This window comes from Bacillus hominis, assembly GCF_030348325.1.
GTDB lineage: Bacteria > Bacillota > Bacilli > Bacillales > Bacillaceae_G > Bacillus_A > Bacillus_A hominis.
Map to the genome: position 1 here is coordinate 4541284 of NZ_JAUCFS010000005.1, position 22086 is coordinate 4563369.

24 protein-coding genes and 1 riboswitch are annotated in these 22086 nt (G+C 37.7%); of the genes, 1 reads left to right on the forward strand and 23 read right to left on the reverse strand.

Annotated elements, in window-relative coordinates; translation table 11 throughout:
- Positions 1-327: 327 nt before the first annotated feature.
- From sufB to QUF93_RS26365, 15 genes are all read right to left on the reverse strand, one after another.
- Positions 328-1725, reverse strand: coding sequence for a Fe-S cluster assembly protein SufB (sufB, locus tag QUF93_RS26295; protein WP_001118829.1), 1398 nt, complete (start codon positions 1723-1725; stop codon positions 328-330).
- A gap of 48 nt (positions 1726-1773) precedes the next feature.
- On the reverse strand, positions 1774-2205 hold the full coding sequence (gene sufU, locus QUF93_RS26300; RefSeq protein ID WP_000009523.1) for a Fe-S cluster assembly sulfur transfer protein SufU: 432 nt from the start codon (positions 2203-2205) through the stop codon (positions 1774-1776).
- Positions 2195-3415, reverse strand: coding sequence for a cysteine desulfurase SufS (gene sufS / locus QUF93_RS26305; protein ID WP_001020769.1), 1221 nt, complete (start codon positions 3413-3415; stop codon positions 2195-2197). The genes sufU and sufS overlap by 11 nt, the downstream gene beginning before the upstream one ends.
- The gene (gene sufD, locus QUF93_RS26310) at positions 3415-4707 is read right to left on the reverse strand and encodes a Fe-S cluster assembly protein SufD (RefSeq protein WP_002124239.1); all 1293 of its coding nucleotides are present in this window, start codon (positions 4705-4707) and stop codon (positions 3415-3417) included. The genes sufS and sufD overlap by 1 nt, the downstream gene beginning before the upstream one ends.
- A gap of 15 nt (positions 4708-4722) precedes the next feature.
- Positions 4723-5508 (reverse strand): Fe-S cluster assembly ATPase SufC, encoded by a 786-nt coding sequence (sufC, locus tag QUF93_RS26315; protein ID WP_000929162.1) that lies wholly within the window; start codon positions 5506-5508, stop codon positions 4723-4725.
- Between the two features lie 238 nt (positions 5509-5746).
- Entirely contained in the window at positions 5747-6553 is an 807-nt protein-coding gene (gene metQ, locus QUF93_RS26320; protein ID WP_016130793.1) for a methionine ABC transporter substrate-binding lipoprotein MetQ, read from the reverse strand.
- 74 nt (positions 6554-6627) lie between these two features.
- Positions 6628-7440 (reverse strand): methionine ABC transporter substrate-binding lipoprotein MetQ, encoded by an 813-nt coding sequence (gene metQ / locus QUF93_RS26325; RefSeq protein WP_289360683.1) that lies wholly within the window; start codon positions 7438-7440, stop codon positions 6628-6630.
- A 23-nt stretch (positions 7441-7463) separates the two neighbouring features.
- A complete protein-coding gene (locus QUF93_RS26330) occupies positions 7464-8129 on the reverse strand; it encodes a methionine ABC transporter permease (protein ID WP_289360684.1) in 666 nt (221 codons plus the stop codon).
- Positions 8122-9147: a methionine ABC transporter ATP-binding protein gene (locus tag QUF93_RS26335; protein WP_289360685.1), complete on the reverse strand. Its 1026-nt coding sequence runs from the start codon at positions 9145-9147 to the stop codon at positions 8122-8124. Before QUF93_RS26335 ends, QUF93_RS26330 begins: the two co-directional genes overlap by 8 nt.
- Before the next feature lie 180 nt (positions 9148-9327).
- Positions 9328-9435: riboswitch (SAM riboswitch) on the reverse strand.
- 125 nt (positions 9436-9560) lie between these two features.
- Positions 9561-9905, reverse strand: coding sequence for a hypothetical protein (locus QUF93_RS26340; protein WP_289360686.1), 345 nt, complete (start codon positions 9903-9905; stop codon positions 9561-9563).
- Between the two features lie 152 nt (positions 9906-10057).
- Positions 10058-10366, reverse strand: coding sequence for a thioredoxin family protein (locus QUF93_RS26345; protein ID WP_289360687.1), 309 nt, complete (start codon positions 10364-10366; stop codon positions 10058-10060).
- A 3-nt stretch (positions 10367-10369) separates the two neighbouring features.
- Positions 10370-10714: a toprim domain-containing protein gene (locus tag QUF93_RS26350; RefSeq protein WP_000640865.1), complete on the reverse strand. Its 345-nt coding sequence runs from the start codon at positions 10712-10714 to the stop codon at positions 10370-10372.
- 373 nt (positions 10715-11087) lie between these two features.
- On the reverse strand, positions 11088-11471 hold the full coding sequence (gene gcvH, locus QUF93_RS26355) for a glycine cleavage system protein GcvH (RefSeq protein ID WP_000026898.1): 384 nt from the start codon (positions 11469-11471) through the stop codon (positions 11088-11090).
- Positions 11472-11512: 41 nt separating this feature from the next.
- Positions 11513-11878 carry an arsenate reductase family protein gene (locus tag QUF93_RS26360; RefSeq protein ID WP_289360688.1) on the reverse strand — a complete coding sequence of 122 codons (366 nt, stop codon included), beginning with the start codon at positions 11876-11878 and terminating at the stop codon, positions 11513-11515.
- Between the two features lie 497 nt (positions 11879-12375).
- A complete protein-coding gene (locus QUF93_RS26365) occupies positions 12376-12906 on the reverse strand; it encodes a hypothetical protein (protein ID WP_289360689.1) in 531 nt (176 codons plus the stop codon).
- Between the two features lie 144 nt (positions 12907-13050).
- Between QUF93_RS26365 and QUF93_RS26370 the strand changes: the two genes are divergently transcribed.
- Positions 13051-13704, forward strand: a complete 654-nt coding sequence (locus QUF93_RS26370; RefSeq protein WP_289360690.1) for a phosphatase PAP2 family protein — start codon at positions 13051-13053, stop codon at positions 13702-13704.
- Between the two features lie 214 nt (positions 13705-13918).
- Here the strand turns inward: QUF93_RS26370 and QUF93_RS26375 are convergent, their stop codons facing one another.
- The 8 genes from QUF93_RS26375 to QUF93_RS26410 form a co-directional block, all read right to left on the reverse strand.
- Complete coding sequence (locus QUF93_RS26375; protein ID WP_289360691.1) at positions 13919-14932, reverse strand: PTS sugar transporter subunit IIC; 1014 nt, start codon at positions 14930-14932, stop codon at positions 13919-13921.
- Positions 14933-14954: 22 nt separating this feature from the next.
- Positions 14955-15905: an L-lactate dehydrogenase gene (locus QUF93_RS26380; RefSeq protein ID WP_434476085.1), complete on the reverse strand. Its 951-nt coding sequence runs from the start codon at positions 15903-15905 to the stop codon at positions 14955-14957.
- Positions 15906-16239: 334 nt separating this feature from the next.
- A complete protein-coding gene (locus tag QUF93_RS26385) occupies positions 16240-16488 on the reverse strand; it encodes a spore coat protein (protein ID WP_002124213.1) in 249 nt (82 codons plus the stop codon).
- Between the two features lie 13 nt (positions 16489-16501).
- Entirely contained in the window at positions 16502-16687 is a 186-nt protein-coding gene (locus QUF93_RS26390; protein ID WP_002112687.1) for a hypothetical protein, read from the reverse strand.
- Positions 16688-17478: 791 nt separating this feature from the next.
- A complete protein-coding gene (locus QUF93_RS26395) occupies positions 17479-18036 on the reverse strand; it encodes a TetR/AcrR family transcriptional regulator (protein ID WP_289360692.1) in 558 nt (185 codons plus the stop codon).
- 3 nt (positions 18037-18039) lie between these two features.
- Positions 18040-18762 carry an MBL fold metallo-hydrolase gene (locus tag QUF93_RS26400; RefSeq protein ID WP_289360693.1) on the reverse strand — a complete coding sequence of 241 codons (723 nt, stop codon included), beginning with the start codon at positions 18760-18762 and terminating at the stop codon, positions 18040-18042.
- Positions 18763-18896: 134 nt separating this feature from the next.
- Positions 18897-20681, reverse strand: coding sequence for an acyl-CoA dehydrogenase FadE (locus tag QUF93_RS26405; RefSeq protein ID WP_002124205.1), 1785 nt, complete (start codon positions 20679-20681; stop codon positions 18897-18899).
- A gap of 224 nt (positions 20682-20905) precedes the next feature.
- Positions 20906-22078, reverse strand: a complete 1173-nt coding sequence (locus QUF93_RS26410; RefSeq protein ID WP_001206343.1) for an acetyl-CoA C-acetyltransferase — start codon at positions 22076-22078, stop codon at positions 20906-20908.
- Between the last annotated feature and the right edge of the window lie 8 nt (positions 22079-22086).

A 22086-nucleotide genomic window follows, 5' to 3' on the forward strand; every position in this document is an offset into this window, starting at 1 on the left:
TGTTTTAGGGCTATTTATTGCTGGCTCTTTTTTATATTGAGGGGGTATTTCTCTCGCTCGACATGTCGTAATTTGTTGGTAAATCGACATATCATATCGAACCGTTGATATATTTAGTTTAACACCCACTCGGGTATCTTACAGCCGAATCCGAATATACAACATAAAAAAGCGCCCTGCTATGCAGGGCGCTTCCTTAATATATTATCCAGTTCCAGCGGCTAGAATATTCGGTGGCTTCACTTCTTCCTGCGAGGCAAAGAGCGCCTCTACGTCAGAAGCTCCATCCCCCTCATATTCTGAACGAGCCGCTTCCACTTTTATCTATTAACCGATAGAACCTTCCATCTCAAACTTGATTAGACGGTTCATTTCAACTGCGTATTCCATTGGAAGTTCGCGAGTGAATGGCTCGATGAAGCCCATTACGATCATTTCTGTAGCTTCTTGCTCAGAAATACCGCGGCTCATTAGGTAGAATAATTGTTCTTCTGATACTTTCGATACTTTCGCTTCGTGCTCAAGTGAAACGTAATCGTTTTTGATTTCGTTGTAAGGAATTGTATCAGATGTAGATTGGTTATCCATGATTAACGTATCACACTCGATGTTAGAGCGAGAGTTTTTCGCTTTTGGTCCGAATTGTACGATACCACGGTAAGTTACTTTACCACCATGCTTCGCAATCGATTTAGAAACGATTGTTGAAGATGTGTTTGGTGCTAAGTGAATCATTTTCGCACCAGCATCTTGGTGTTGGCCTTTACCAGCAATCGCGATAGATAATGTTAAACCACGAGCGCCTTCGCCTTTTAAGATAACTGCTGGGTATTTCATCGTTAATTTAGATCCGATGTTACCGTCAATCCATTCCATCGTTGCGTTTTCTTCACAAACCGCACGTTTTGTAACTAGGTTGTATACGTTGTTCGCCCAGTTTTGGATTGTTGTATAACGGCAATATGCATCTTTCTTAATGATGATTTCTACTACCGCACTATGAAGTGAGTTAGTTGTGTAAACAGGTGCTGTACAACCTTCTACGTAGTGTACGTGCGCGCCTTCGTCTACGATGATAAGCGTACGCTCGAATTGTCCCATATTTTCAGAGTTAATACGGAAATACGCTTGAAGTGGTGTATCAACTTTAATACCTTTTGGAACGTAGATGAATGATCCACCAGACCAAACTGCAGAGTTTAATGCAGAGAACTTGTTGTCTGTTGGTGGGATTACTTTTCCGAAATGCTCACGGAAAATATCTTCGTTCTCTTTTAATGCGCTATCTGTATCTTTGAAGACGATTCCTAGAGCTTCTAGGTCTTCTTTCATGTTGTGGTATACAACTTCAGATTCGTACTGTGCAGATACACCAGCTAAATATTTTTGCTCAGCTTCAGGAATACCTAATTTATCAAATGTAGCTTTAATTTCCTCAGGTACTTCATCCCAAGACTTCTCAGATTTCTCAGATGGTTTTACGTAGTACGTAATTTCATCGAAATCTAAGTCGTTTAAGTCGCCGCCCCATTGTGGCATTGGCATTTCGTAGAACTTATCCAGTGATTTTAAACGGAAGTCTAACATCCACTGTGGTTCTTCTTTCATACGTGAAATCTCTTCTACGATTTCTTTTGTTAAACCGCGTCCAGCACGGAAAATTGAAACGTCTTTGTCCTTGAAACCATATTTATAATCGCCGATATCTGGCAGTTGCTTCGCCATGTTGGTGTGTCCCTCCTTAGATAACCTCGTTTTTAGGAACCTTTAACATTACTTATCTTCGTTTAAGCCCTTTTCTAACGCTTTCCACGCTAATGTTGCACATTTAATACGTGCTGGGAACTTGCATACGCCTTGTAATGCTTCAATATCTCCTAAATCAATGCTGTCATCGTACTCTTTTCCTAGCATCATGTCAGAGAAAATTTTCGAAAGCTGAAGTGCTTCTTCGATTTTCTTTCCTTTTACTGCTTGTGTCATCATTGAAGCTGAAGACATTGAGATTGAACATCCTTCTCCTTCAAACTTCGCCTCTTGTACAATACCTTCTTCTACTTTCATCGTAAGTTGAATACGATCGCCACAAGTTGGATTGTTCAAGTTAACGGTAACACTATCTTCTAATACGCCATGGTTACGAGGATTTTTGTAATGATCCATAATAACTTGACGGTATAACGTATCTAAATTATTAAATGACATTTGTGAAATACTCCTTTGTCTTGATTAGCGATTCAACAAATGTATCAATTTCTTCTTTTGTATTATATAAATAGAAGCTCGCACGTGCTGTTGAAGAAGCTTTTAGCCACTTCATAAGCGGTTGTGCACAGTGGTGTCCTGCGCGAACCGCAATGCCTTCTACATCTAATACAGTCGCTACATCGTGAGGATGTACGTCTTCAATATTAAATGTAACAAGACCAGCGCGATGCTTTGGACCATAAATTGTAACGCCATCTACTTCTGATAGTCTTTCTAAAGCGTATTGCGCTAATTCATGCTCATGCTTTTCAATATTATGAAGACCGATTTCTTCTAGGAAATCAATTGCCGCACCAAGCCCGATTGCATTACCGATAATCGGTGTACCTGCTTCAAACTTCCACGGAAGCTCTTTCCAAGTAGATTCTTGTAAATCTACGAAATCAATCATTTCACCGCCAAATTCAATTGGCTCCATATTGTTTAGCAATTCTTTCTTACCATATAATACGCCGATACCTGTAGGTCCGCACATCTTATGAGCAGATAATGCGTAGAAATCACAGTTTAAATCTTGTACATCCACTTTCATGTGAGGTGTACTTTGTGCACCATCAACGACCATAATTGCTCCGTTTTCGTGTGCGATTGCTCCGATTTCTTTTACAGGGTTAATCGTTCCAAGTACGTTTGATACTTGCATAATAGAAACGATTTTTGTATTCGGTGTAACAGTTTGACGAACATCTTCTAAAGAAATTGTACCGTCTGGTTGAAGCGGAAGGTATTTCAAAGTTGCGCCAGTTTTCTTCGCAACTTGTTGCCACGGAATGATGTTACTATGGTGTTCCATGTAAGAAATAACGATTTCATCGCCTTCTTTTACATTTTCAAGACCATAGCTAGCTGCTACTGTATTTAATGCAGTTGTCGTTCCGCGCGTGAAAATAATCTCTTCCATTGATTTCGCGTTAATAAACTTGCGAACTTTCTCACGTGCACCTTCATACGCGTCGGTAGCTTTCGTACCGAGCGTATGAACACCGCGATGCACGTTAGAATTATATTCTTTATAGTAACGTTCTAACGTTTCAATGACTTGAATTGGTTTTTGAGAAGTTGCTGCACTATCGAAATAAACAAGTTGTTTGCCGTTCACTTTTTGATCAAGAATTGGAAACTGTTTGCGTATTTCATGAATATTCATTAGCGAACTTTCCTTTCAATTACCTCAACAAGCTGTGCTTTTACTCCTTCAATTGGAAGCTCATTTACTACAGGTGCTAAGAATCCATGGATGACTAAACGTTCTGCTTCGCGTTTTGGAATACCACGGCTCATCAAGTAGTATAATTGGTACGGATCTACGCGACCTACTGAAGCTGCGTGACCTGCCATTACATCATCTTCATCAATTAAAAGAATTGGGTTTGCATCCCCGCGAGCTTTCTCGTCTAACATAAGAACGCGAGAAGATTGTTGTGCATTTGATTTAGATGCACCGTGTTCAATCTTACCAATTCCGTTAAAGATAGATGTTGCACTATCTTTTTGTACACCGTGTTTTAAGATCCAACCTTCAGAGTGTTTACCGAAGTGAACAACTTTAGTTGTAAAGTTTTGTGTTTGGTTACCACGGCCAATTGTTACTGTTTTTGTATCAGCATATGATCCGTCGCCCATTAAGTTCGTAACGTTCTCTGAGATTGTGTTTCCGTCATTCATAAGACCTAGAGCCCAATCAATACGGCCGTCGCGTCCAACAACACCGCGGCGGTTAACGTAAGTTGTTACGTCTTTTGCTAATAAATCAACCGCACCGAATTTCACTTGTGCGCCTTGTTCCACGATTACTTCTGCTACGATATTTGCAATACCTTTAGCATTTTCATTTGCAACGTAGTTTTCAACATAAGTTGCAGTACTGTTCGCATCAGCTACGAATAATACGTGGTTATATACGTTAGCTTCTTCGCCGTCTACTAAGAATACAGCTTGAAGTGGAGTTTCAAGAACAACGTTTTTCGGAACATATACGAATGCACCGCCGTTGATTAATGCAGCATGAAGTGCAGTTAGACGATGCTCGTCTACTTTCACGCCGTCTTTCATTAAATACTTTTGTAATAGTTCAGCATGCTCTGTTGCAGCTGTTACGATGTCTGTAAAAATAACACCTTTTTCTTTTGCTTCGTCTGCTAAAGAAACGAAAGCAGTTGTACCAGTACGTTGTACTAATACGCTGTTATTTTCATCGATTAAGTTTTTCACTGCTTCTGGAAGCTCTGTTAAAGAACTTACAGGCTCTTGCTTAGCAGCGTCGCCTTTTCCGATAAAGTCCCATTTGTCAATTTTCGTTTTATCAGGCGTTGGCATTGGAAGTTCAGTTGCTTGTGCAAGAGCTTGTAAGCGGAACTCAGTCAACCAAGCAGCTTCGTTTACTTCGCTTGCGCGCTGACGGATTGTTTCTTGATCGAAAGGTAATGTACCGATTGTCATGTTTATGCTCCTCTCTTACGCTTCTTGCTCTGCTGTTTCGTCTTCAATACCTAATTCTTTTTTAATCCAGTCGTAACCTTCAGCTTCTAGACGTTGTGCAAGCTCAGGGCCACCAGATTTAACGATACGACCGTTCATCATAACGTGAACGAAGTCTGGAGTGATGTAGTTTAATAAACGTTGGTAATGCGTAATCATTAGGCAACCGAACTCTTCGCCGCGCATTTGGTTAATACCTTTAGATACAACTTTTAATGCATCGATATCAAGACCTGAGTCGATTTCATCTAAGATTGCGATTTTTGGCTCAATCATCATTAATTGAAGAATTTCGTTACGTTTTTTCTCTCCACCAGAGAAACCTTCGTTTAAGTAACGTTGTGCCATTTCTGGATCCATTTCTAGGAATTCCATGTTTTTATCTAATGTACGGATAAATTTCATAAGAGAAATCTCATCGCCTTCTTCACGACGTGCGTTAATTGCAGAACGTAAGAAGTCAGCGTTTGTTACTCCGCTAATTTCACTTGGATATTGCATTGCTAGGAATAGACCGGCTTGTGCGCGCTCATCTACTTCCATTTCTAATACATCTTCACCGTCGATGATGATGCTACCTTCTGTTACTTCATACTTTGGGTGACCCATAATCGCAGAAGATAAAGTTGATTTACCTGTTCCGTTAGGTCCCATAATTGCGTGGATTTCTCCACCCTTTACTTCAAGGTTTACACCTTTTAAAATTTCTTTGCCATCAATTGATACGTGTAAGTCTTTAACCGTTAATGTAGAACCAGCCATCTCAATACCTCCATTAATCCTATATATACATTTTAAAAATTACTAAAACGTTCATATTCTCATTTTATTCTCATTCTAATCTTATATCAAATAAAATGATATCGCAAACGATGAAAAAATGTAACAATTTTTTCACAAATGTATATAAGTATTTCCCTTGCATCCTTATATGATACACCTTTCTTCTTATTTATATAAAGAAAAAAGAACTGGGAAATTCCCAATCCTTTCCTTATACTTATTCACTTACCGGAAGTACAGCACCTTTATATTCTTTATTAATAAAGTCTTGAATTTCTTTTGAATGCAGTACTTCTACTAACTCTTTAATTTCTTTTTTCTTCTCGTCACCTTTGCGAACTGCAATAATATTTGCATAAGGAGAGTCTGATCCTTCAATTGCAATTGCATCCTTTGTTGGATTTAATTTCGCATCAATTGCGTAGTTTGAATTAATAAATAAAGCATCGCCTTCATTATTTTCGTACAGCTTCGGTGAAAGTCCAGGTTCTACATCTGTTTTAAACTTTAAGTTTTTCGGATTTTCCACAACATCTTTTACTGTCGCCTTAACAACGTCTACTCCATCTTTAAGCTTAATAACGCCACCTTTTTGTAATAACGCTAGCATACGGCCACGCTCAGCTACGTTATTACTCATAATAACCGTTCCTCCATCTGGAAGATCTTTTAAGCTTTTATATTTCTTAGAATAAATGCCCATTGGCTCTAAATGAATTTTTCCTGCGTTTACAATTTTATATCCTTTTTCTTGAATTTCTTTATCTAAATACGGAATGTGCTGGAAGTAGTTCGCATCAATTTCTTTATCCGCTAACGCTTTATTCGGCAACACATAATCTTGGAACTTTTTAATCTCTAATTTAATACCCTTTTTCTCTAATATCGGCTGTGCTTTCTCTAAAATAACAGCATGCGGCACGTTAGAAGCTCCAACAACAAGCTTATTCTCCTCTTTCCCCCCGCAAGCAGCTAATGTAAATACAGACAGCGCTGTAACAACTGATAGTATAATCTTTTTCATATAATGTCCCCTTCTCCCCTATAGTTATGTAGCTATGAAAAAGAGCCGGCATACACCAGCCCTTCTTCAAACGATTATTCTTTTACAGGAACAACTGCCCCTTTATATTCTTTAGTAATAAAGTCTTCAATTTCTTTAGAATGCAACACTTCTACAAGAGCTTTAATCTCTTTTTTATCTTTATCACCTTTACGAACAGCTACTACGTTTGCGTACGGAGAATCACTACCTTCAATTGCAATTGCATCTTTTTCTGGGTTTAATTTCGCATCAATTGCATAGTTAGAGTTAATTAGAACAGCGTCGCCTTCTTTATTGTTATACACTTGTGGCAATAAACCAGGTTCGATATCCGTTTTGAACTTTAGATTTTTCGGATTATCCGCAATATCTTTCGGAGTCGCTTTAACTGGATCTACTCCATCTTTAATTTTTAAAATACCTTCTTTTTGTAAAATTGCTAAACCACGTCCATGGTCAGCAACAGAATTACTCATAATAATTGTAGCCCCGTCTGGAAGCTCTTTTAAGCTCTTATATTTTTGAGAATACACACCAATTGGTTCTAAATGAATTTTTCCTGCTACTTCAAAATCATATTTTTTATCTTTAATTTCTTTTTCTAAATACGGAATGTGCTGGAAGTAGTTTGCATCTAATTCCTTATCCGCTAACGCTTTATTTGGCAACACGTAATCTTGGAATTTTTTCACTTCTAATTCAATTCCTTTTTTCTCAAGTAACGGTTTTGCCTTTTCTAAAATTTCAGCGTGCGGTACGTTAGAAGCACCAACAACAAGTTTATTTTCCTCTTTATCTTTCGCGCCACAAGCAGCTAACCCAAAAATTGAAGTTGAAATAAGTGCTGTAAGTAATAATTTTTTCATTTGAAATACCCTCCCGTTTTTCATTATCTTTTATCTATTCGAGTCGTTAAACTATCACCAATCCACTGAATTAAAAATACAACTAGTAATACACAAATTGTCGCAACGATTGTTACATCATTATTTCCTCGCTGGAATCCTTCTAAATAAGCAAGTGTTCCAAGACCGCCAGCACCAACAACTCCTGCCATTGCTGTATAGCCTACTAAAGCAATTGTCGTGACCGTAATACCAGATACTAACGCTGGTAACGATTCTGGAATTAACACTTTCAAAATAATTGTGCTTGTTTTTGCTCCCATTGCTTTTGAAGCTTCAATTACACCTTTATCAATTTCACGAAGTGCGATTTCAACCATTCTTGCATAAAATGGTGCCGCTCCGATAATTAAAGCTGGCAATGCCGCACTCGCTCCAAGAATTGTTCCAAGAATAATCTTTGTGAATGGAATTAATAAAATAATTAAAATGATGAACGGTATAGAACGGAAAATGTTTACGAACGCTCCAATCACCGTATTAATTGCTTTGTTTTCCCATAAATTATCTTTCGCTGTCATAAAGAGTAATAGTCCTAAAATAAGTCCTAAAACAAATGTGGCAAGCGCTGCGATTGCCGTCATATATAACGTTTCACCAGTCGCTTCTAGCATTTGATTCCAATCAACATTTGCGATTAACTTATCCATGTGCAATCACCTCCAGCTCTACTTGATCTTGATGAATTCCTTCTATTGCTTGCTGGATCGCTGTTTCTTCGCCATTTAAATGAACGACTAAACTACCGTAAGAACCGTTATTTGTTTGTGCGATATTTCCTTGCAAAATGCTAACTTCTATATCACCGCGCTGCATTAACCTTTGAAGTACTGGTCTTTCTACAGCCTCACCGACAAACTGCAAGCGAATTACTTTTCCATCTGGATATTTTTCAATTAAACTTTCAATTGTTTCATTTGTATCTTCAGAATCCGTTAATTGCTGTACGAAGCGTTTTGTAATGTCCTGCTGCGGGTTACGGAATACGTCAAGTACTGGACCTGTTTCTACGATTTTCCCTTTCTCCATTACCGCAACACGATTACAAATCTTTCGAATTACGTGCATCTCATGTGTAATCAATACAATTGTTAAACCGAGACGCTTATTAATATCGAGTAGTAAATCTAAAATTTGATCCGTCGTTTCTGGATCAAGAGCTGACGTTGCTTCATCACATAAAAGTACTTGTGGATTATTTGCTAACGCTCTTGCAATCCCAACGCGCTGCTTTTGTCCACCACTTAACTGAGATGGATATGCGTCTCCTCTTCCTTCTAATCCAACGAGATGAATTAACTCATCAACACGTTTTCTTCTCTTCGCCTTATCCACACCCGCAATTTCAAGTGGGAATTCGATATTTTCGCGTACAGTTCGTGACCAAAGTAAGTTGAAGTGCTGAAAAATCATTCCGATTTCTTGTCTTGCCTTACGAAGTTCACTTCCTGTAATTGCTGAAATTACACGATTTGCGATTGTAATTTGACCAGACGTTGGTTTCTCTAACTGATTAAACAATCTAATTAAAGAACTTTTCCCAGCGCCACTATATCCGATAACACCAAATATTTCGCCTTTCTCTATTTGTAAGTTGGCGTTATCTACAGCAGTGACATCACCGCTTTTTGCCTTATATATTTTCTTTACATTTTCTAATAAAATCATGATGTTCACCCCTTTTTTGTTTGGATAGACTCCGCAATTTTTTTATTTTTGATGCGTGTAGTCCATCCGTATAGCTCCTCTTATTATTTGAATGTCCTCCACATTCAAACAACAAAAAAACCTTTCCGCTTTTAGAGAAGCAGAAAGGTTTATATGCGTATATAACAACATTATCCCTCTCTCTCATCTCTCAAAGCATTTGCTTTGCAGGAATTGGCACCATTTCAACATAAGTTGACGGTTGCCGGGCTTCACAGGGCACAGTCCCTCCACCTCTCTTGATAAGAGAAATCAGATTAAATTTTCGTCTGATTTAAAATTTATTAAATTGTCTATATTTTATGAATTGAATTGTATCAATATCCACACACCATGTCAACAGAAATTTTCGCAAAAAAAGAAACTTCAGACTTTTAAGCGCCCACTGACATCGGCTTACATATATGAAACATTGATTCAATTAACAACATCGTTCGATACGTTCCCGAATATTGCACACGCCCATCGCTCATTAACGTCTGCAACCTTACATTTCCATTCACCAAACGTTCTACATCCTCTTCCCATAAACAAACGATTTGTTCTGTTCCTCTTTCCTCTTTCAAAAGTTCAATATAATCCCTTGAAATTTGTAATGAACAGCATTCATCTCCAAAACGAAAATTAACAGTTCTTTCTCCTTGCCTTAAAAGCGGTTCTAAATGATATTGACCATTAGCGTAATTTACAAATGATTGTAGCAAAGAATATAATTCCACCCTAAATCACATCCTTCATATCACTTTCTATTACATACCATTCCCTCTTACTAAAGAGCAATCCTGTTACTTTCGCTCGACAAATACTGTACCCATCCCGCATGTCGACATATTTCTTGGGAAATATGTCGAGGCGGCAAAAACTTTGCCGCCTACTTTAATTCCGTATATAAATATTCAACCGAATGAAATGCATATATTTTCTTCATCAGTGTCCCATTTTCAAAAATAAGTAAACACGGTACGCTTTCTATTCCATACTCTTTCGCTAAATGCGGGGCATAATTTAAATCTAACATTCCAATTTCCAAATCTTCAATCGTCATCTCGACGACCGTTAACATCTTCTTTGCTAATTGGCATGTTCCACACATTGGTGTATATACATATAGCACTGTTTTTTCTTCATTTTCTATTAGGGCTGCAGCTTCGGCACCTGTCCAATCAATCACTTCTATCATTCCTTACCGTAAATATTCTGTATAAACGTCAATGTCAGCTCCCCATAATACATTTGCTAAATGTGAAGAAGGCGCAGTCGCCACCTCGCGATACGAGCGATCAATATAAATATGCTCTGCTTGCGGAAATTCTTTTCGAAATTGTTTCCTTAACTTTTCCCCTGCATCATCAGCATCCACTAGCACATATACATCCTTATCAAAAAACTGATCAATGAGCTCATCCATTTTCGACAAACCAATTGTACCATTTGTACAAACAATTTCCACTGGTTCACGAATAATAGATTCAATCTTTCTTCTGTCCGATTTACCTTCTACAATAATGACTTTTTCCACATAAATCATATGTCATCACCCGATCACCATATACTATACAACCTTTAACTTAGTATATAGTATATTCGTTATTTTCATGTTGTTTCCTGTTTATTTTTGCAAAAGAAAAGCGGAACCGACTGTTTAGCCCTGTTGGCTAAGGTTCTTTCGCACAGAAGACGCTTTTTGTCTTCTCGTGCGGAAGGTTCTTAGACATGAAGAGCTAGGAGGTGGAGCTGGACAATGAAAAGCGGAACCGGCTCAATCAGCATGCAACCTCGGCGAAAAAAGTTTTTCAAAAACCTTCTCCTATATGATAATTAATATATATGTGCTTTCAAATTCATTATGTAACACAACATAAAAAAGGACAGCACAAAGGCTGTCCTTCAGTCGACTATAATTAGTCTTGGTTTGTCATTTCTGCATATTTTTCTGCAGTTAATAACTTCTCAACTTGGCTTGCATCAGAAAGTTCAACTTTAACCATCCATGCACCCTCGTATGGAGATTCGTTAACAAGTTCTGGTTGGTCACTTAATTCTTCGTTTACTGCTACAACTTTACCACTTACAGGTGCGTATAATTCAGAAACTGTTTTAACAGATTCTACGCTTCCGAATGGCTCGTCAGCTTGGATTGTTGCACCTACTTCAGGAAGTTCAACGAATACGATATCGCCTAGCTCACCTTGTGCAAAGTGAGTAATACCGATAACAACTTCATTACCTTCTGTTTTTACCCATTCGTGTTCTTCAGAGTAACGTAAATTATTTGGAATGCTCATGACTGTACCTCCAGTGAATGTATTAATTATGTAAAAATACCTTATTGGTACTTTTTCCACACACTTTCAAACTGCTCTTCGTTAAAACCAAGTGTTACAATCGTTCCATCTGTTACGATTGGACGTTTAATCAACATGCCATCAGATGCTAAAAGTTCGTACATTTCGTCTTCGCTTGCATCCTTTAACTTATCTTTTAGGCCAAGTTCGCGGTAACGCATTCCACTTGTATTAAAGAATTTTTTTAATGGCAATTCACTTTTCACGTGTAAATTACGTACATCTTCTTTTGACGGTGGATTTTCAACAATATGAATCATCTCATATGCTACATCGTTTGCCTCAAACCATTTCTTTGCTTTTTGACATGTGCCACACTTTGGATATGAATAAAATGTTACTGTCATAAATTCACCTACTTTTTTACTAACCTTTACCTTTATCATATAGAAAACGTTTTATTATTTCAAACGATTATTCGCTAAACTTTAACTTATTTCGTGATAATTTTTAATAATCCTGCGAATTTTTCTTATTTTTCCGCCATTTTCAAGGGAAAATAAATATATAATTTTTTTTAGAATCTTTTCCAACTGCATCAAACATATATCTTAAAACAAACGTTTGATTAATTTTCTATTTTTCTATGTGAACCTTTGAGCTGCATCAATTCTTTTCTACCGAACATACTTCTTAAACAAACGTTTGATTAATTTCCTAGTTTTCTATGGTAGTCCTTGAGCTGCATCGATTCTTTCCTACCGAACATACACCTTAAACAAACGTTTATTTAATTCCCTATTTGTCTCCGTTTCTCTACGAAAACATCGATTTTCCCTACCGAACATATGCCTTAAACAAACGTTTATTTAAAAAAATAAAAAGCCTTCTATATAAAGGCTTCTCATGATCTATTCAAATAATCTGCAATTGTTTGAAATACTACGATATACATATTATGAATACTTTCTTCTGTATTTCCGCCATTTGATAAACCAACTCCCCACTGTTGCCCTTCACCACTCCCAATATTCGCAAAACCTTGCGTATACATAGCATTTATATCTTTTGGTGCGCTTTTATACTCTATTTTTTTTGTGATAAAAATCGAATATGATTTATCTTGTAAACCGATAAAAAATACTGGTTTCTTTAAAGATGAAAATAAATCTTTATACGGCTCTTTTGAAGCTTCTTGAAAGTGCTCTTTCATTATTAGAAAACCATCAACTTTTGCTGATTTCTCCTGCATCTCTTCTAACTTCACTTTTTCAAACTTTATATTTCTAAATGTATCTTTCGGCTTTTCACCAACAACTCCAATGACGAGTGCTCTCCCGTTATATTCTAATGTCTCTCCCTCATTATTCTTTGCACACCCAGTACTCACTAGGCATAACAATATAAAAACTAAGAAATAAAGTGAACGCTTCATTAAGCACCCTCCCCCTCTTTTAAGTCAAGTGACAAAAATGTAAGGTGAATTCAAGAAAATGTAAGTAAAATCGATAGCCCAATTTTGGTTTCTATATTATAATCAATTGAATTTACTTACATTACTAAAACATAGGAGTTTATCATGAAGAAATTTAAACTTTCATCTTTTCTTCCGTTAAGTTATATACTTCTACTCGTACTCGTGAGTCCCCTTTACGATGTATTAAATAAATCTATTGTTCACGCAGTAGATGTCACAACCGTAGTAGATGATTGGATTCCATTTGTGAAAGCATTTATTATTCCTTATTTACTTTGGTTTCCATACTTATACGGCGCACTTATTTATTACTGTTTTGCTGATCGAAAGCAATATTATGTCACTTTAAGTAGTGTAATTCTTGGAAAACTTGCTTGTTTTTCTATTTATTATTTTTGGCAGACAACTGTACCACGTCCAACAGTCGTTGGAACAGACGTATTTTCCGAACTAGTCCGCTATATTTATAGTATTGATCAACCAGTAAACTGTTTCCCGAGCATTCATGTCCTTACAACATTTGTAATTATGCTCGCTGCCTTTAAGCGTAGAGAACAGCATGCTTTTGAATATTACATCCTTACTTTCTTCGGTACGCTTATTATTTTATCAACGCTATTTACAAAGCAACATGCTTTTGTAGATGCCGTTTCTGGAATGACGCTTGCAAGCGTATTATACTTCGGCGTTCAGCTGTTATTAGCAAAAGAAACCGTACGTGTTCCAGTAAAACAAAATCATAAAGTGAAACTTTAATCAGTGGGGGAGTTGTTCATCCCCCACTGATTATTAGCCTTCACCAATCGGGCATTTACGGGCAGTTGATCTCCAACCTCGCTTCTTTGCTCCAGCCGAATTTTGAGGTGGGAGTTTTACTGCCGGCAAATAGCGGGATAAAATGTAACGTAACAAAAAAGCAGACTGTGGCTTCTTCAGTCTGCTTTTATCTATTATTAAGGAGATTTTCAAATTAAGATTGCGGTACAGTCATATCACCAGAATGAATACGACCTGATTTTTTTAGAGCAATGTAAAGTATATAAGAAACAGCTACTGGGATGATGATATAAGTGATTATCATCGCTGGGACAACCTCCCACCCTTGGCTGGAAATTAAATTAATTGGTGCGATAAGAGAGCTTAATCCAAGACCTGCAATTTCTTTCCCTGCTTCTAGCTGGAAAATTAATGCTGATACTGGACCGACTATAGCACTGGCGACGACAGTTGGGACGAGAATCATTGGATTTTTAGTAATGTTCGGCAACTGTACTTTTGGAGTACAAAGTGCCTGAGCTAATATGCCGCCTAAATTATTTTCTTTCGCTGAAATAACAGAGAATCCGATAAATTGAGCAACACATCCTGCAAGTGCTGCACCTCCCGCAACACCATCTAAGCTAAGTGCTATCGCTAAAGCAGCTGATGAAGCTGGAGAGATAAGTAATAGTCCCCAAACTACAGCAATCACGACAGAAGCGATAAATGGGCTACCAGCTGAACTATCTTTAATGAATGCTCCAACTGTATTTAAAACTGGGCTAATATTTTGAGCTAACCAAATACCGACTAAACCAGAACCGAGTATTGCTGCAAATGGAACGAGCATCATATCTAAAGCAGTTTTTCCACTTAATCGTTTACCAATATAAACTGCTAAAGTCGCTGTTAATAATGCACCGATTGGTTCACCTGTTTTAATGATGAGACCAGCTTCAGTAATTGAAATTGAACCAGCTCCAATTGCTCCGGCTACCATCGCTGAGAAAATTACGAGTCCGTTTGCACCGAGCATAAAAGCAATTCCGGCTCCAATCGCTGGTGCCATAAGTGATTTTGCAACAACTCCGATTGTAATAAGTAATGGGATATCAACAATTCTTCCTATATTTTCGATTAGTAAACCAATTCCAAGGGATACGAAAATACCCTGTGCGATTCCGGCAGAAGCTTTAAACACACGAGACATTATATATTCCTTCATTTGTTTCACCTTCTCCTATAATTTAGTAACCAATTGTTTTCATATAATCGCGTAAAACATCGTTTGATTTTGCAAAGCGGCTTTCTTCATCTTCTGATAAGTTTAGTTCTACAACTTCTCTTACACCGTCTCTAGTAATAATTGCTGGTACTCCTGTACAAATATCGTATTCGCCATACTCACCATCTAAAATGGATGAAACAGCGATAACACGGTGATCATCATTGAAAATTGAGCGAGCAATATATGCCAGAGAGTTTCCAATTCCATAATAAGTAGTTCCTTTACGCTTATAAATTTCCCATCCAGCTTTTGCAGTCTTCTCAACAATTTCATCTAAATCTATTTCACCTAATCGTTCTTTTTGTTCCTCTAAAATTTGTAGAATTGGCTTTCCGCCAACCGTTACGTGAGACCAAGCAACCATTTGAGAATCACCATGTTCTCCTAAAGAATATCCATGAATACTGCGAGGATCTACCTCTAACATCTCAGATAAAATCGTTCTTAAACGAGAAGAATCTAGTGATGTACCAGTACCAAGTACACGATTTCTTGGTAAACCAGATAATTTCCAAACTTGATATGTAATAATGTCAACTGGGTTCGATGCGATTAAGAAAATACCGTCAAATCCACTTTCCATTACGCCGCTAACAATGCTTTCCATAATTTTTGCACTTGCTCCTAAAGTATCTAAACGACTTTGTCCAGGCTTCGGTGCTGGTCCTGCTGTAATAATGACAATATCCATATCTTTGCAGTCTTCATAGTTTCCTGCATATACTTTTGTTCTTGTATTTGTAAAGTTAATGCAGTGCGATAAATCCATCGCTTCTCCAACTGCACGTTCATAATTTATATCAATTAACAATAGTTCTTCGCAAATGCCTTGATTTACAATGGAATACGCACAACTTGATCCAACTAATCCAGTACCAATAATTGCAATTTTTCTTGTATTTCTTCTCATGGCAATCTCTCCTAATTGATTATGTAATCTATTTCTTTTGCTCTTTACACTCCTAATTATAGAGATTTCCACAATAGAAACCATGGATACTTTGTGAAAAATTGAACAAACTTTTGTCCTTTTTGTGAATTGTCATATTCAATTTTCGTCATATTTGTTACAACTGGAAAAATATTTATTATATATTTATTGACATATATAAAGTGAAACTTTAATCAGTGGGGGGTTTTGTTCATCCCCCACTGATTATTAGCCTTCACCAATCGGGCTACCCGGCAAATAGCGAGACAAAACAAAAAAACGAGCGACTTCATTCGCTCGTTTTTTCAGCACGCTATTCCGCACTTAATTGACTTTTTAATTGCTCTACAATCATCGGATTCGCAGGTGCTGCTGGCTTATAATAACTTTTTTGCTTTGCGTATTCATACATATTACGTTGGCGCGCCTCGTCTTGATTACGAATTTGAATTAACGTTTGATGTAACTGTTCATTATCAGACTGTGAAATATAATTTGCATAACTTGTTAAACTTGCATTTAATCCTGCTAAATAATCATTTACCATATCTTTTTCATTCATCTTTCGCTTCCTCCTATCCTAGGAACGTCATTAATTGCTGTTTCGTATTTCGTGCATCTTGTGCATCCTTTTGTAGCATTTGTTTCAACTCTGGATCTGTACATGCCTGTGCATACTGGTCCAATTTGTTAATAATCGTTGCGTGTCCACCAATTAAATGACGTAAGTTTTCTACTTCAAGCTCTGTTAAATTTTGCATAGGATACTCCTACCTTTCTTTGTTCATTCGTCATTAGTATTTGGCTCTTTTTAAATCGTATTCATTAAAAATCATTCTTAAATTCATTTCATACTAAAATCAGCAACATCTATTTATATAGACAAAAAAATGTTATAATTACAGAAAAATACAAATATTAAAAATGCATCCTTAACTTTATAATTCACAGATACAGCATATTAAGAAGGTGTGCCCATGCAAAGAACGTTTAAAGTCATCTTCTTCATCGCTTATGCGATCCTATATGTAAATTTGTTAATTGATGTATTAACTTTAAAACCACTATCCACCTCTATACCTTTACACATGTTATTTCTCATTTGTTTTCTATTTATAGCACTTAACAATTATAAAAATCGGAACACTACATTTTTCTTATTATTTATTAATGCAACTCTATTAGTAAGCGGTAGTTTGAAAAAACTCCCTTTTATAAACTCTACATAACAAAGGAGCAATACTCATGAAAATCCACGACTTTCTTACAAAAAGCCAAGAAGCTTATGATTCTGAGTCAAGCCACGACCCTTTCGTATTTACGTTTTTCAATTTTGTTTTAGCAATATATACATTTCTAAAGCCTGCTAAATAATATTATTTAGCAAGAAAGAGCCTCTAAATCATTAGAGGCTCTTTCTCATTTTCAAGCCCTGTTCAATTTCGCATAGAATGCTCTTATCTTTCTTTGCTCATTCACGATTGAATATTTATTTCTTTTTGAGTTATGTGCACTAAAAAACCTTAGAATCGTTTCTAAGGTTTCCTCTTATTCATTCTCTCATTACATGTAATCCTTTAATAAACGTTTCCAGTAATAAATGTAAACTTGTATCTAAATCCAGCGGTAAACCAAATCCCCTCTGCTGTTCAATCGACGCAAATCCATGGCAAATACTTCTGAATCCGCGTGTCGCATGAAGTGCATTCTCTCCTTCTAAGCCGTATTGTTGTAAAATCCGAAGACAAAGCTCTACAATTCCATCCCCTGCTTTTCTTACTTCTTCATCTCGTAAAAAGGTTGCTTCATACAATCCAGGATGTTTTCGGACAAACGCTACGTACGCTCCTCCTAATGCATGAATTGCTTCATCCACGCTTTTACCCGAGGCCGCCTCTTCCAGTCTGTTATGCAGCTGTTTTATTCCGTAAATACCAAGATTTTTCCGGACATCTTGTAACCCTTTCACATGATTATATAGAGAGGGCGAACGTATCCCCAACCTTTGCGCTAATGACGATACTGTTACTTCTTGTATCCCATTTGTATCTGCGATTTCTGCCGCTGTGTCTACAATTTTCTGTAATGTAAGTCCGATTCTCGGTGACATAAATTAACCCTCTTTCATGCTTTCTACATTTCGCTTAGCTTCCTTAATAGCAATCTCTATGGCAGCGCCTGGATTTTTCATCATTTTTCCATGTCCTGTCGCAAGCAAAGAAGGCTCATATCCTCTTAGCTTCTCTGCACTTTGTAATGCTACTTCTTTACTCCACGTTGCCATCGCAGGAAACGGAAACCAAAATTTCATTTGTCCCGAAACAGCCATACCTCCTCTTGTTTGGAAGGCATCCCCGACAATAAGAGCTTTATTTCGTACATCGAGAAACGACATGGATCCTGGCGTATGTCCCGGTGTCATAATCGCAAGAAGCGATCCAATGCGGTCGCCATCTTCCAATAAAACATCAGGTACCGTTTTTACCTTTTTAGGTACACCGCCTTTTATTGGTATATTTGGTTCATCCTTTTGTAACGATGTATCTCCCTCTAACAGCTTTGCGTCCCGCTTAGAAATATAGACTGGGACATCAGGAAGTACTTCCTTTAATTCGTCTAGTGCACCGATGTGATCATCATGCGCATGCGTTAATACAATCTTAGTAATTGGTTTCCCTATTTTCTTAGCCTCCTGTAAAATACCTTTTGCGCTATATGGCAAAGCCGCATCAATTAAAGTTAAACCATCTTCTTCCTCCACAAAGTAACAATTCACAGGAAACACTCTTGGTAAAAATGACAATTGATATACCGTTTTTTCATGTATCATTCTCATATTTCCAGCTCCCTTTCCAAAAACTAATACCATTAGTTTTGTTATACTAATGGTATTAGTTTTCGTCACTAAAAATTCCATTTTTGCGCAAAAAAAACAGTAGTCGTTTATACAACTACTGTTTTTTGAAGGTATTAAACTGTATAACGCTCGTCTTCTAAAATTTTCGCAGCGATTTCACGTTTCTTCGGAATTACGTTAAGTGGTGTGTGGCGAGTTAATTTGCGTAATGATGATAACATCATGCGCAGCATGTCGCCGTTTTCAACTGCGATAAGTGTTTCTTTCGCATCTGCTTCGATTTCGTTGAATGCTTCTTGGCAGAATACTTCAGTGTATAACACTTTTTGTTTATTCTTTTCAAGACCAGTTGTTTTAATTGCTTTTTCTGTACGAAGAACAGCTGATTCCATTGCGTATAGGTTGCTTACGATGTCAGCGATATTCACAAGAATTTCTTGCTCTTTATCTAATGCTTTACCGTATTTTTGAGCAGCTAATCCAGCTACCATTAAGCCGATTTTCTTCGCGTTAGTTACTAAATACTTTTGAAGTGCTAATGGCTCATCGCCTACTTCTTCTGGCATCATCATCATTAACTCTTCTTGTAATTTTTGTGCTTTTTGAAGAAGTGGTAATTCACCTTTCATCGCTTTACGTAAGAACGTACCTGGTACGATTAGGCGGTTAATCTCATTCGTTCCTTCGAAAATACGGTTAATACGAGAATCGCGGTACATTCTTTCAATCTCATACTCTGCCATAAATCCGTAACCACCATGAATTTGAACGCCTTCATCTACTGTATAGTCTAGTACTTCAGAACCGAATACTTTATTTAAAGAGCACTCGATTGCATATTCAGCGATAGAAGCTGCTACTGCTTTACCGTCTTTTACTTCCTCTTCAGATAATGTGCTCATGCGGCTTTCGAATAAACCTACTGTACGATATACAGAACTTTCAGCTGCATATGTTTTCGCTGCCATATTCGCAAGTTTTTCCTGAATTAATGGGAAGCGAGCAATTGGTTGCTTGAACTGTTGACGCTGATTTGCATATTGTGCTGAAATTTCTACCGCACGTTTCGCAGATCCAACTGTACCAACACCTAATTTATAACGACCGATATTTAAAATGTTGAATGCGATAATATGACCTTTACCGATTTCTCCAAGTAAGTTTTCTTTCGGCACTAATGCATCTTCTAAAATTAATGTACGAGTTGATGAACATTTAATACCCATTTTCTTCTCTTCAGGGCCTGTAGATACACCAGCGTATTCTTTCTCTACGATAAATGCTGAGAAGTGCTCACCATCTATTTTTGCGTATACAACAAATACGTCAGCGAAAGCAGAATTTGTAATCCATTGTTTTTCACCGTTTAATACGTAATGTGTACCTTCTGCATTTAAACGTGCAGTAGTTTTTGCACCTAATGCGTCAGAACCTGAACCTGGCTCAGTTAATGCATATGCAGCTAATTTTTCACCAGTTGCAAGTAATGGTAAATACTTTTTCTTTTGCTCTTCATTACCGAATAATACGATTGGTAATGATCCGATACCTACGTGAGCACCGTGAGTAATTGCAAAGCCACCAGCACGAGAGAATTTCTCTGCGATTAACGCTGAACTTACTTTATCAAGGCCAATTCCGCCGTACTCTTCTGGTACGTCAGCGCCTAGTAAACCAAGTTCACCAGCTTCTTTTAAAAGACGAACAGAACGATCAAACTCGTGTTGCTCTAAATATTCAAGCTCTGGAAGAACTTCATTTACGATAAATTCCTCTGTCGTTTTTGCAATCATTTTATGCTCAGATGAAAAATCTTCTGGCGTAAACACTTGATCAATCGTAATATCATCTACTAAAAAGCTACCGCCTTTAACCGCACTTCCTACTGTTTTTTCCATGAAAATTTCCTCCTTCATATTTTCATGAGCCGCTTCTCTCTTTTTGAAAGAAGCTAGCTCTCCCTTTTGTTTTTATAAACCTTTGTTGCTTCCATTCTTTTTTATAATCCAGTTCCAGCGGCTAGAATGTTCGGTGGCTTCGCTTCTTCCTGCGAGGCAAAGAGCGCCTCTACGTCTGAAGCTCCATCCCCCTCACATTCTGAGCAAGCCGCTTCCACTTTTTTTTATAGTAATTCAAATACTCCCGCTGCTCCCATTCCGCCGCCGATACACATTGTTACGATACCGAATTGTTGGTTGCGGCGTTTCATTTCGTGAATAAGGGATAGTGTTAGTTTTGCTCCTGTACAGCCAAGTGGATGTCCAAGTGCGATTGCACCGCCGTTTACGTTTACTTTTTCTTCATCTAAACCAAGTTCACGAATAACTTGGATAGATTGAGAAGCAAATGCTTCATTTAGTTCAAATAGACCGATATCGGATAGCTCTAATCCTGCTAGTTTTAACGCTTTTGGAATTGCAGCAATTGGGCCGATTCCCATTACTTCTGGTGGTACTCCAGCTACTGCGAATGAACGGAATTTCGCAAGTGGCTTCATGCCATCGCTCACTGCTTTTTCACGATCCATTAATAGTACAGATGCTGCTCCGTCACTCATTTGTGAAGAGTTACCAGCCGTTACAGAACCGCGAACGTTAAATGCTGGACGTAATTTACCTAAAATGTCTAGCGTCGTCTCTGCTCTTACACCTTCGTCTTGTGCGAAAATGATTGTTTCTTCTTGCAGTTTGTTGTTTGATCCAACAGTACGTAACGTCACATCTACAGATACTGTTTCATCAGCAAAGTTTCCTGCCGCTAATGCTTTCGCAGCACGTTGATGACTTCTTACTGCAAATGCATCTTGTTCTTCACGAGAAATTCCATATTTCACAGCAACTTGCTCTGCTGTATGTCCCATACCCATATAATATTCTGGAGCTGCTTCTACAAGGCGACTATTCGGACGAACAACGTGTCCCATCATTGGAACTAAACTCATTGATTCCGCTCCGCCTGATAATACAGCTTCCGAGTGACCAAGCATAATGCGCTCTGCTCCGTAAGCGATACTTTGTAACCCTGAAGAACAGTAACGGTTAATTGTAATAGCTGGAACATCGTAAGAAAGTCCTGCTAGTCCGCCGATATTACGAGCCATATTTAACCCTTGCTCTGCTTCTGGCATCGCACAACCGAAAATTAAATCGTCGATTGGTCCTTCATAATTCGCACGCTTTAACGTTTCCTTTACTACTAACGCCCCTAGATCGTCAGGACGAACTGTTTTTAATGAACCCCTCTTTGCTTTTCCAATTGGTGTTCTTGCTCCCGCAACAATGACAGCTTCTCTCATGAACGATA

Bases quoted from the DNA above. Each gene is read 5' to 3' on its own strand.
- QUF93_RS26330 (WP_289360684.1), bottom strand. From the start codon at position 8,129: ATGGATAAGTTAATCGCAAATGTTGATTGGAATCAAATGCTAGAAGCG.
- QUF93_RS26390 (WP_002112687.1), bottom strand. From the start codon at position 16,687: ATGCAAAATTTAACAGAGCTTGAAGTAGAAAACTTACGTCATTTAATT.
- sufC (WP_000929162.1), bottom strand. From the start codon at position 5,508: ATGGCTGGTTCTACATTAACGGTTAAAGACTTACACGTATCAATTGAT.
- sufB (WP_001118829.1), bottom strand. From the start codon at position 1,725: ATGGCGAAGCAACTGCCAGATATCGGCGATTATAAATATGGTTTCAAG.
- sufU (WP_000009523.1), bottom strand. From the start codon at position 2,205: ATGTCATTTAATAATTTAGATACGTTATACCGTCAAGTTATTATGGAT.
- QUF93_RS26360 (WP_289360688.1), bottom strand. From the start codon at position 11,878: ATGACAGTAACATTTTATTCATATCCAAAGTGTGGCACATGTCAAAAA.
- sufD (WP_002124239.1), bottom strand. From the start codon at position 4,707: ATGACAATCGGTACATTACCTTTCGATCAAGAAACAATCCGTCAGCGC.
- QUF93_RS26375 (WP_289360691.1), bottom strand. From the start codon at position 14,932: ATGAAGGAATATATAATGTCTCGTGTGTTTAAAGCTTCTGCCGGAATC.
- QUF93_RS26385 (WP_002124213.1), bottom strand. From the start codon at position 16,488: ATGAATGAAAAAGATATGGTAAATGATTATTTAGCAGGATTAAATGCA.
- sufS (WP_001020769.1), bottom strand. From the start codon at position 3,415: ATGAATATTCATGAAATACGCAAACAGTTTCCAATTCTTGATCAAAAA.
- QUF93_RS26405 (WP_002124205.1), bottom strand. From the start codon at position 20,681: ATGGAAAAAACAGTAGGAAGTGCGGTTAAAGGCGGTAGCTTTTTAGTA.
- QUF93_RS26400 (WP_289360693.1), bottom strand. From the start codon at position 18,762: ATGAGAATGATACATGAAAAAACGGTATATCAATTGTCATTTTTACCA.
- QUF93_RS26370 (WP_289360690.1), top strand. From the start codon at position 13,051: ATGAAGAAATTTAAACTTTCATCTTTTCTTCCGTTAAGTTATATACTT.
- metQ (WP_016130793.1), bottom strand. From the start codon at position 6,553: ATGAAAAAGATTATACTATCAGTTGTTACAGCGCTGTCTGTATTTACA.
- gcvH (WP_000026898.1), bottom strand. From the start codon at position 11,471: ATGAGCATTCCAAATAATTTACGTTACTCTGAAGAACACGAATGGGTA.
- QUF93_RS26335 (WP_289360685.1), bottom strand. From the start codon at position 9,147: ATGATTTTATTAGAAAATGTAAAGAAAATATATAAGGCAAAAAGCGGT.
- QUF93_RS26365 (WP_289360689.1), bottom strand. From the start codon at position 12,906: ATGAAGCGTTCACTTTATTTCTTAGTTTTTATATTGTTATGCCTAGTG.
- QUF93_RS26395 (WP_289360692.1), bottom strand. From the start codon at position 18,036: ATGTCACCGAGAATCGGACTTACATTACAGAAAATTGTAGACACAGCG.
- QUF93_RS26410 (WP_001206343.1), bottom strand. From the start codon at position 22,078: ATGAGAGAAGCTGTCATTGTTGCGGGAGCAAGAACACCAATTGGAAAA.
- QUF93_RS26350 (WP_000640865.1), bottom strand. From the start codon at position 10,714: ATGATTTATGTGGAAAAAGTCATTATTGTAGAAGGTAAATCGGACAGA.
- QUF93_RS26380 (WP_434476085.1), bottom strand. From the start codon at position 15,905: ATGAGAAGAAATACAAGAAAAATTGCAATTATTGGTACTGGATTAGTT.
- QUF93_RS26345 (WP_289360687.1), bottom strand. From the start codon at position 10,366: ATGATAGAAGTGATTGATTGGACAGGTGCCGAAGCTGCAGCCCTAATA.
- metQ (WP_289360683.1), bottom strand. From the start codon at position 7,440: ATGAAAAAATTATTACTTACAGCACTTATTTCAACTTCAATTTTTGGG.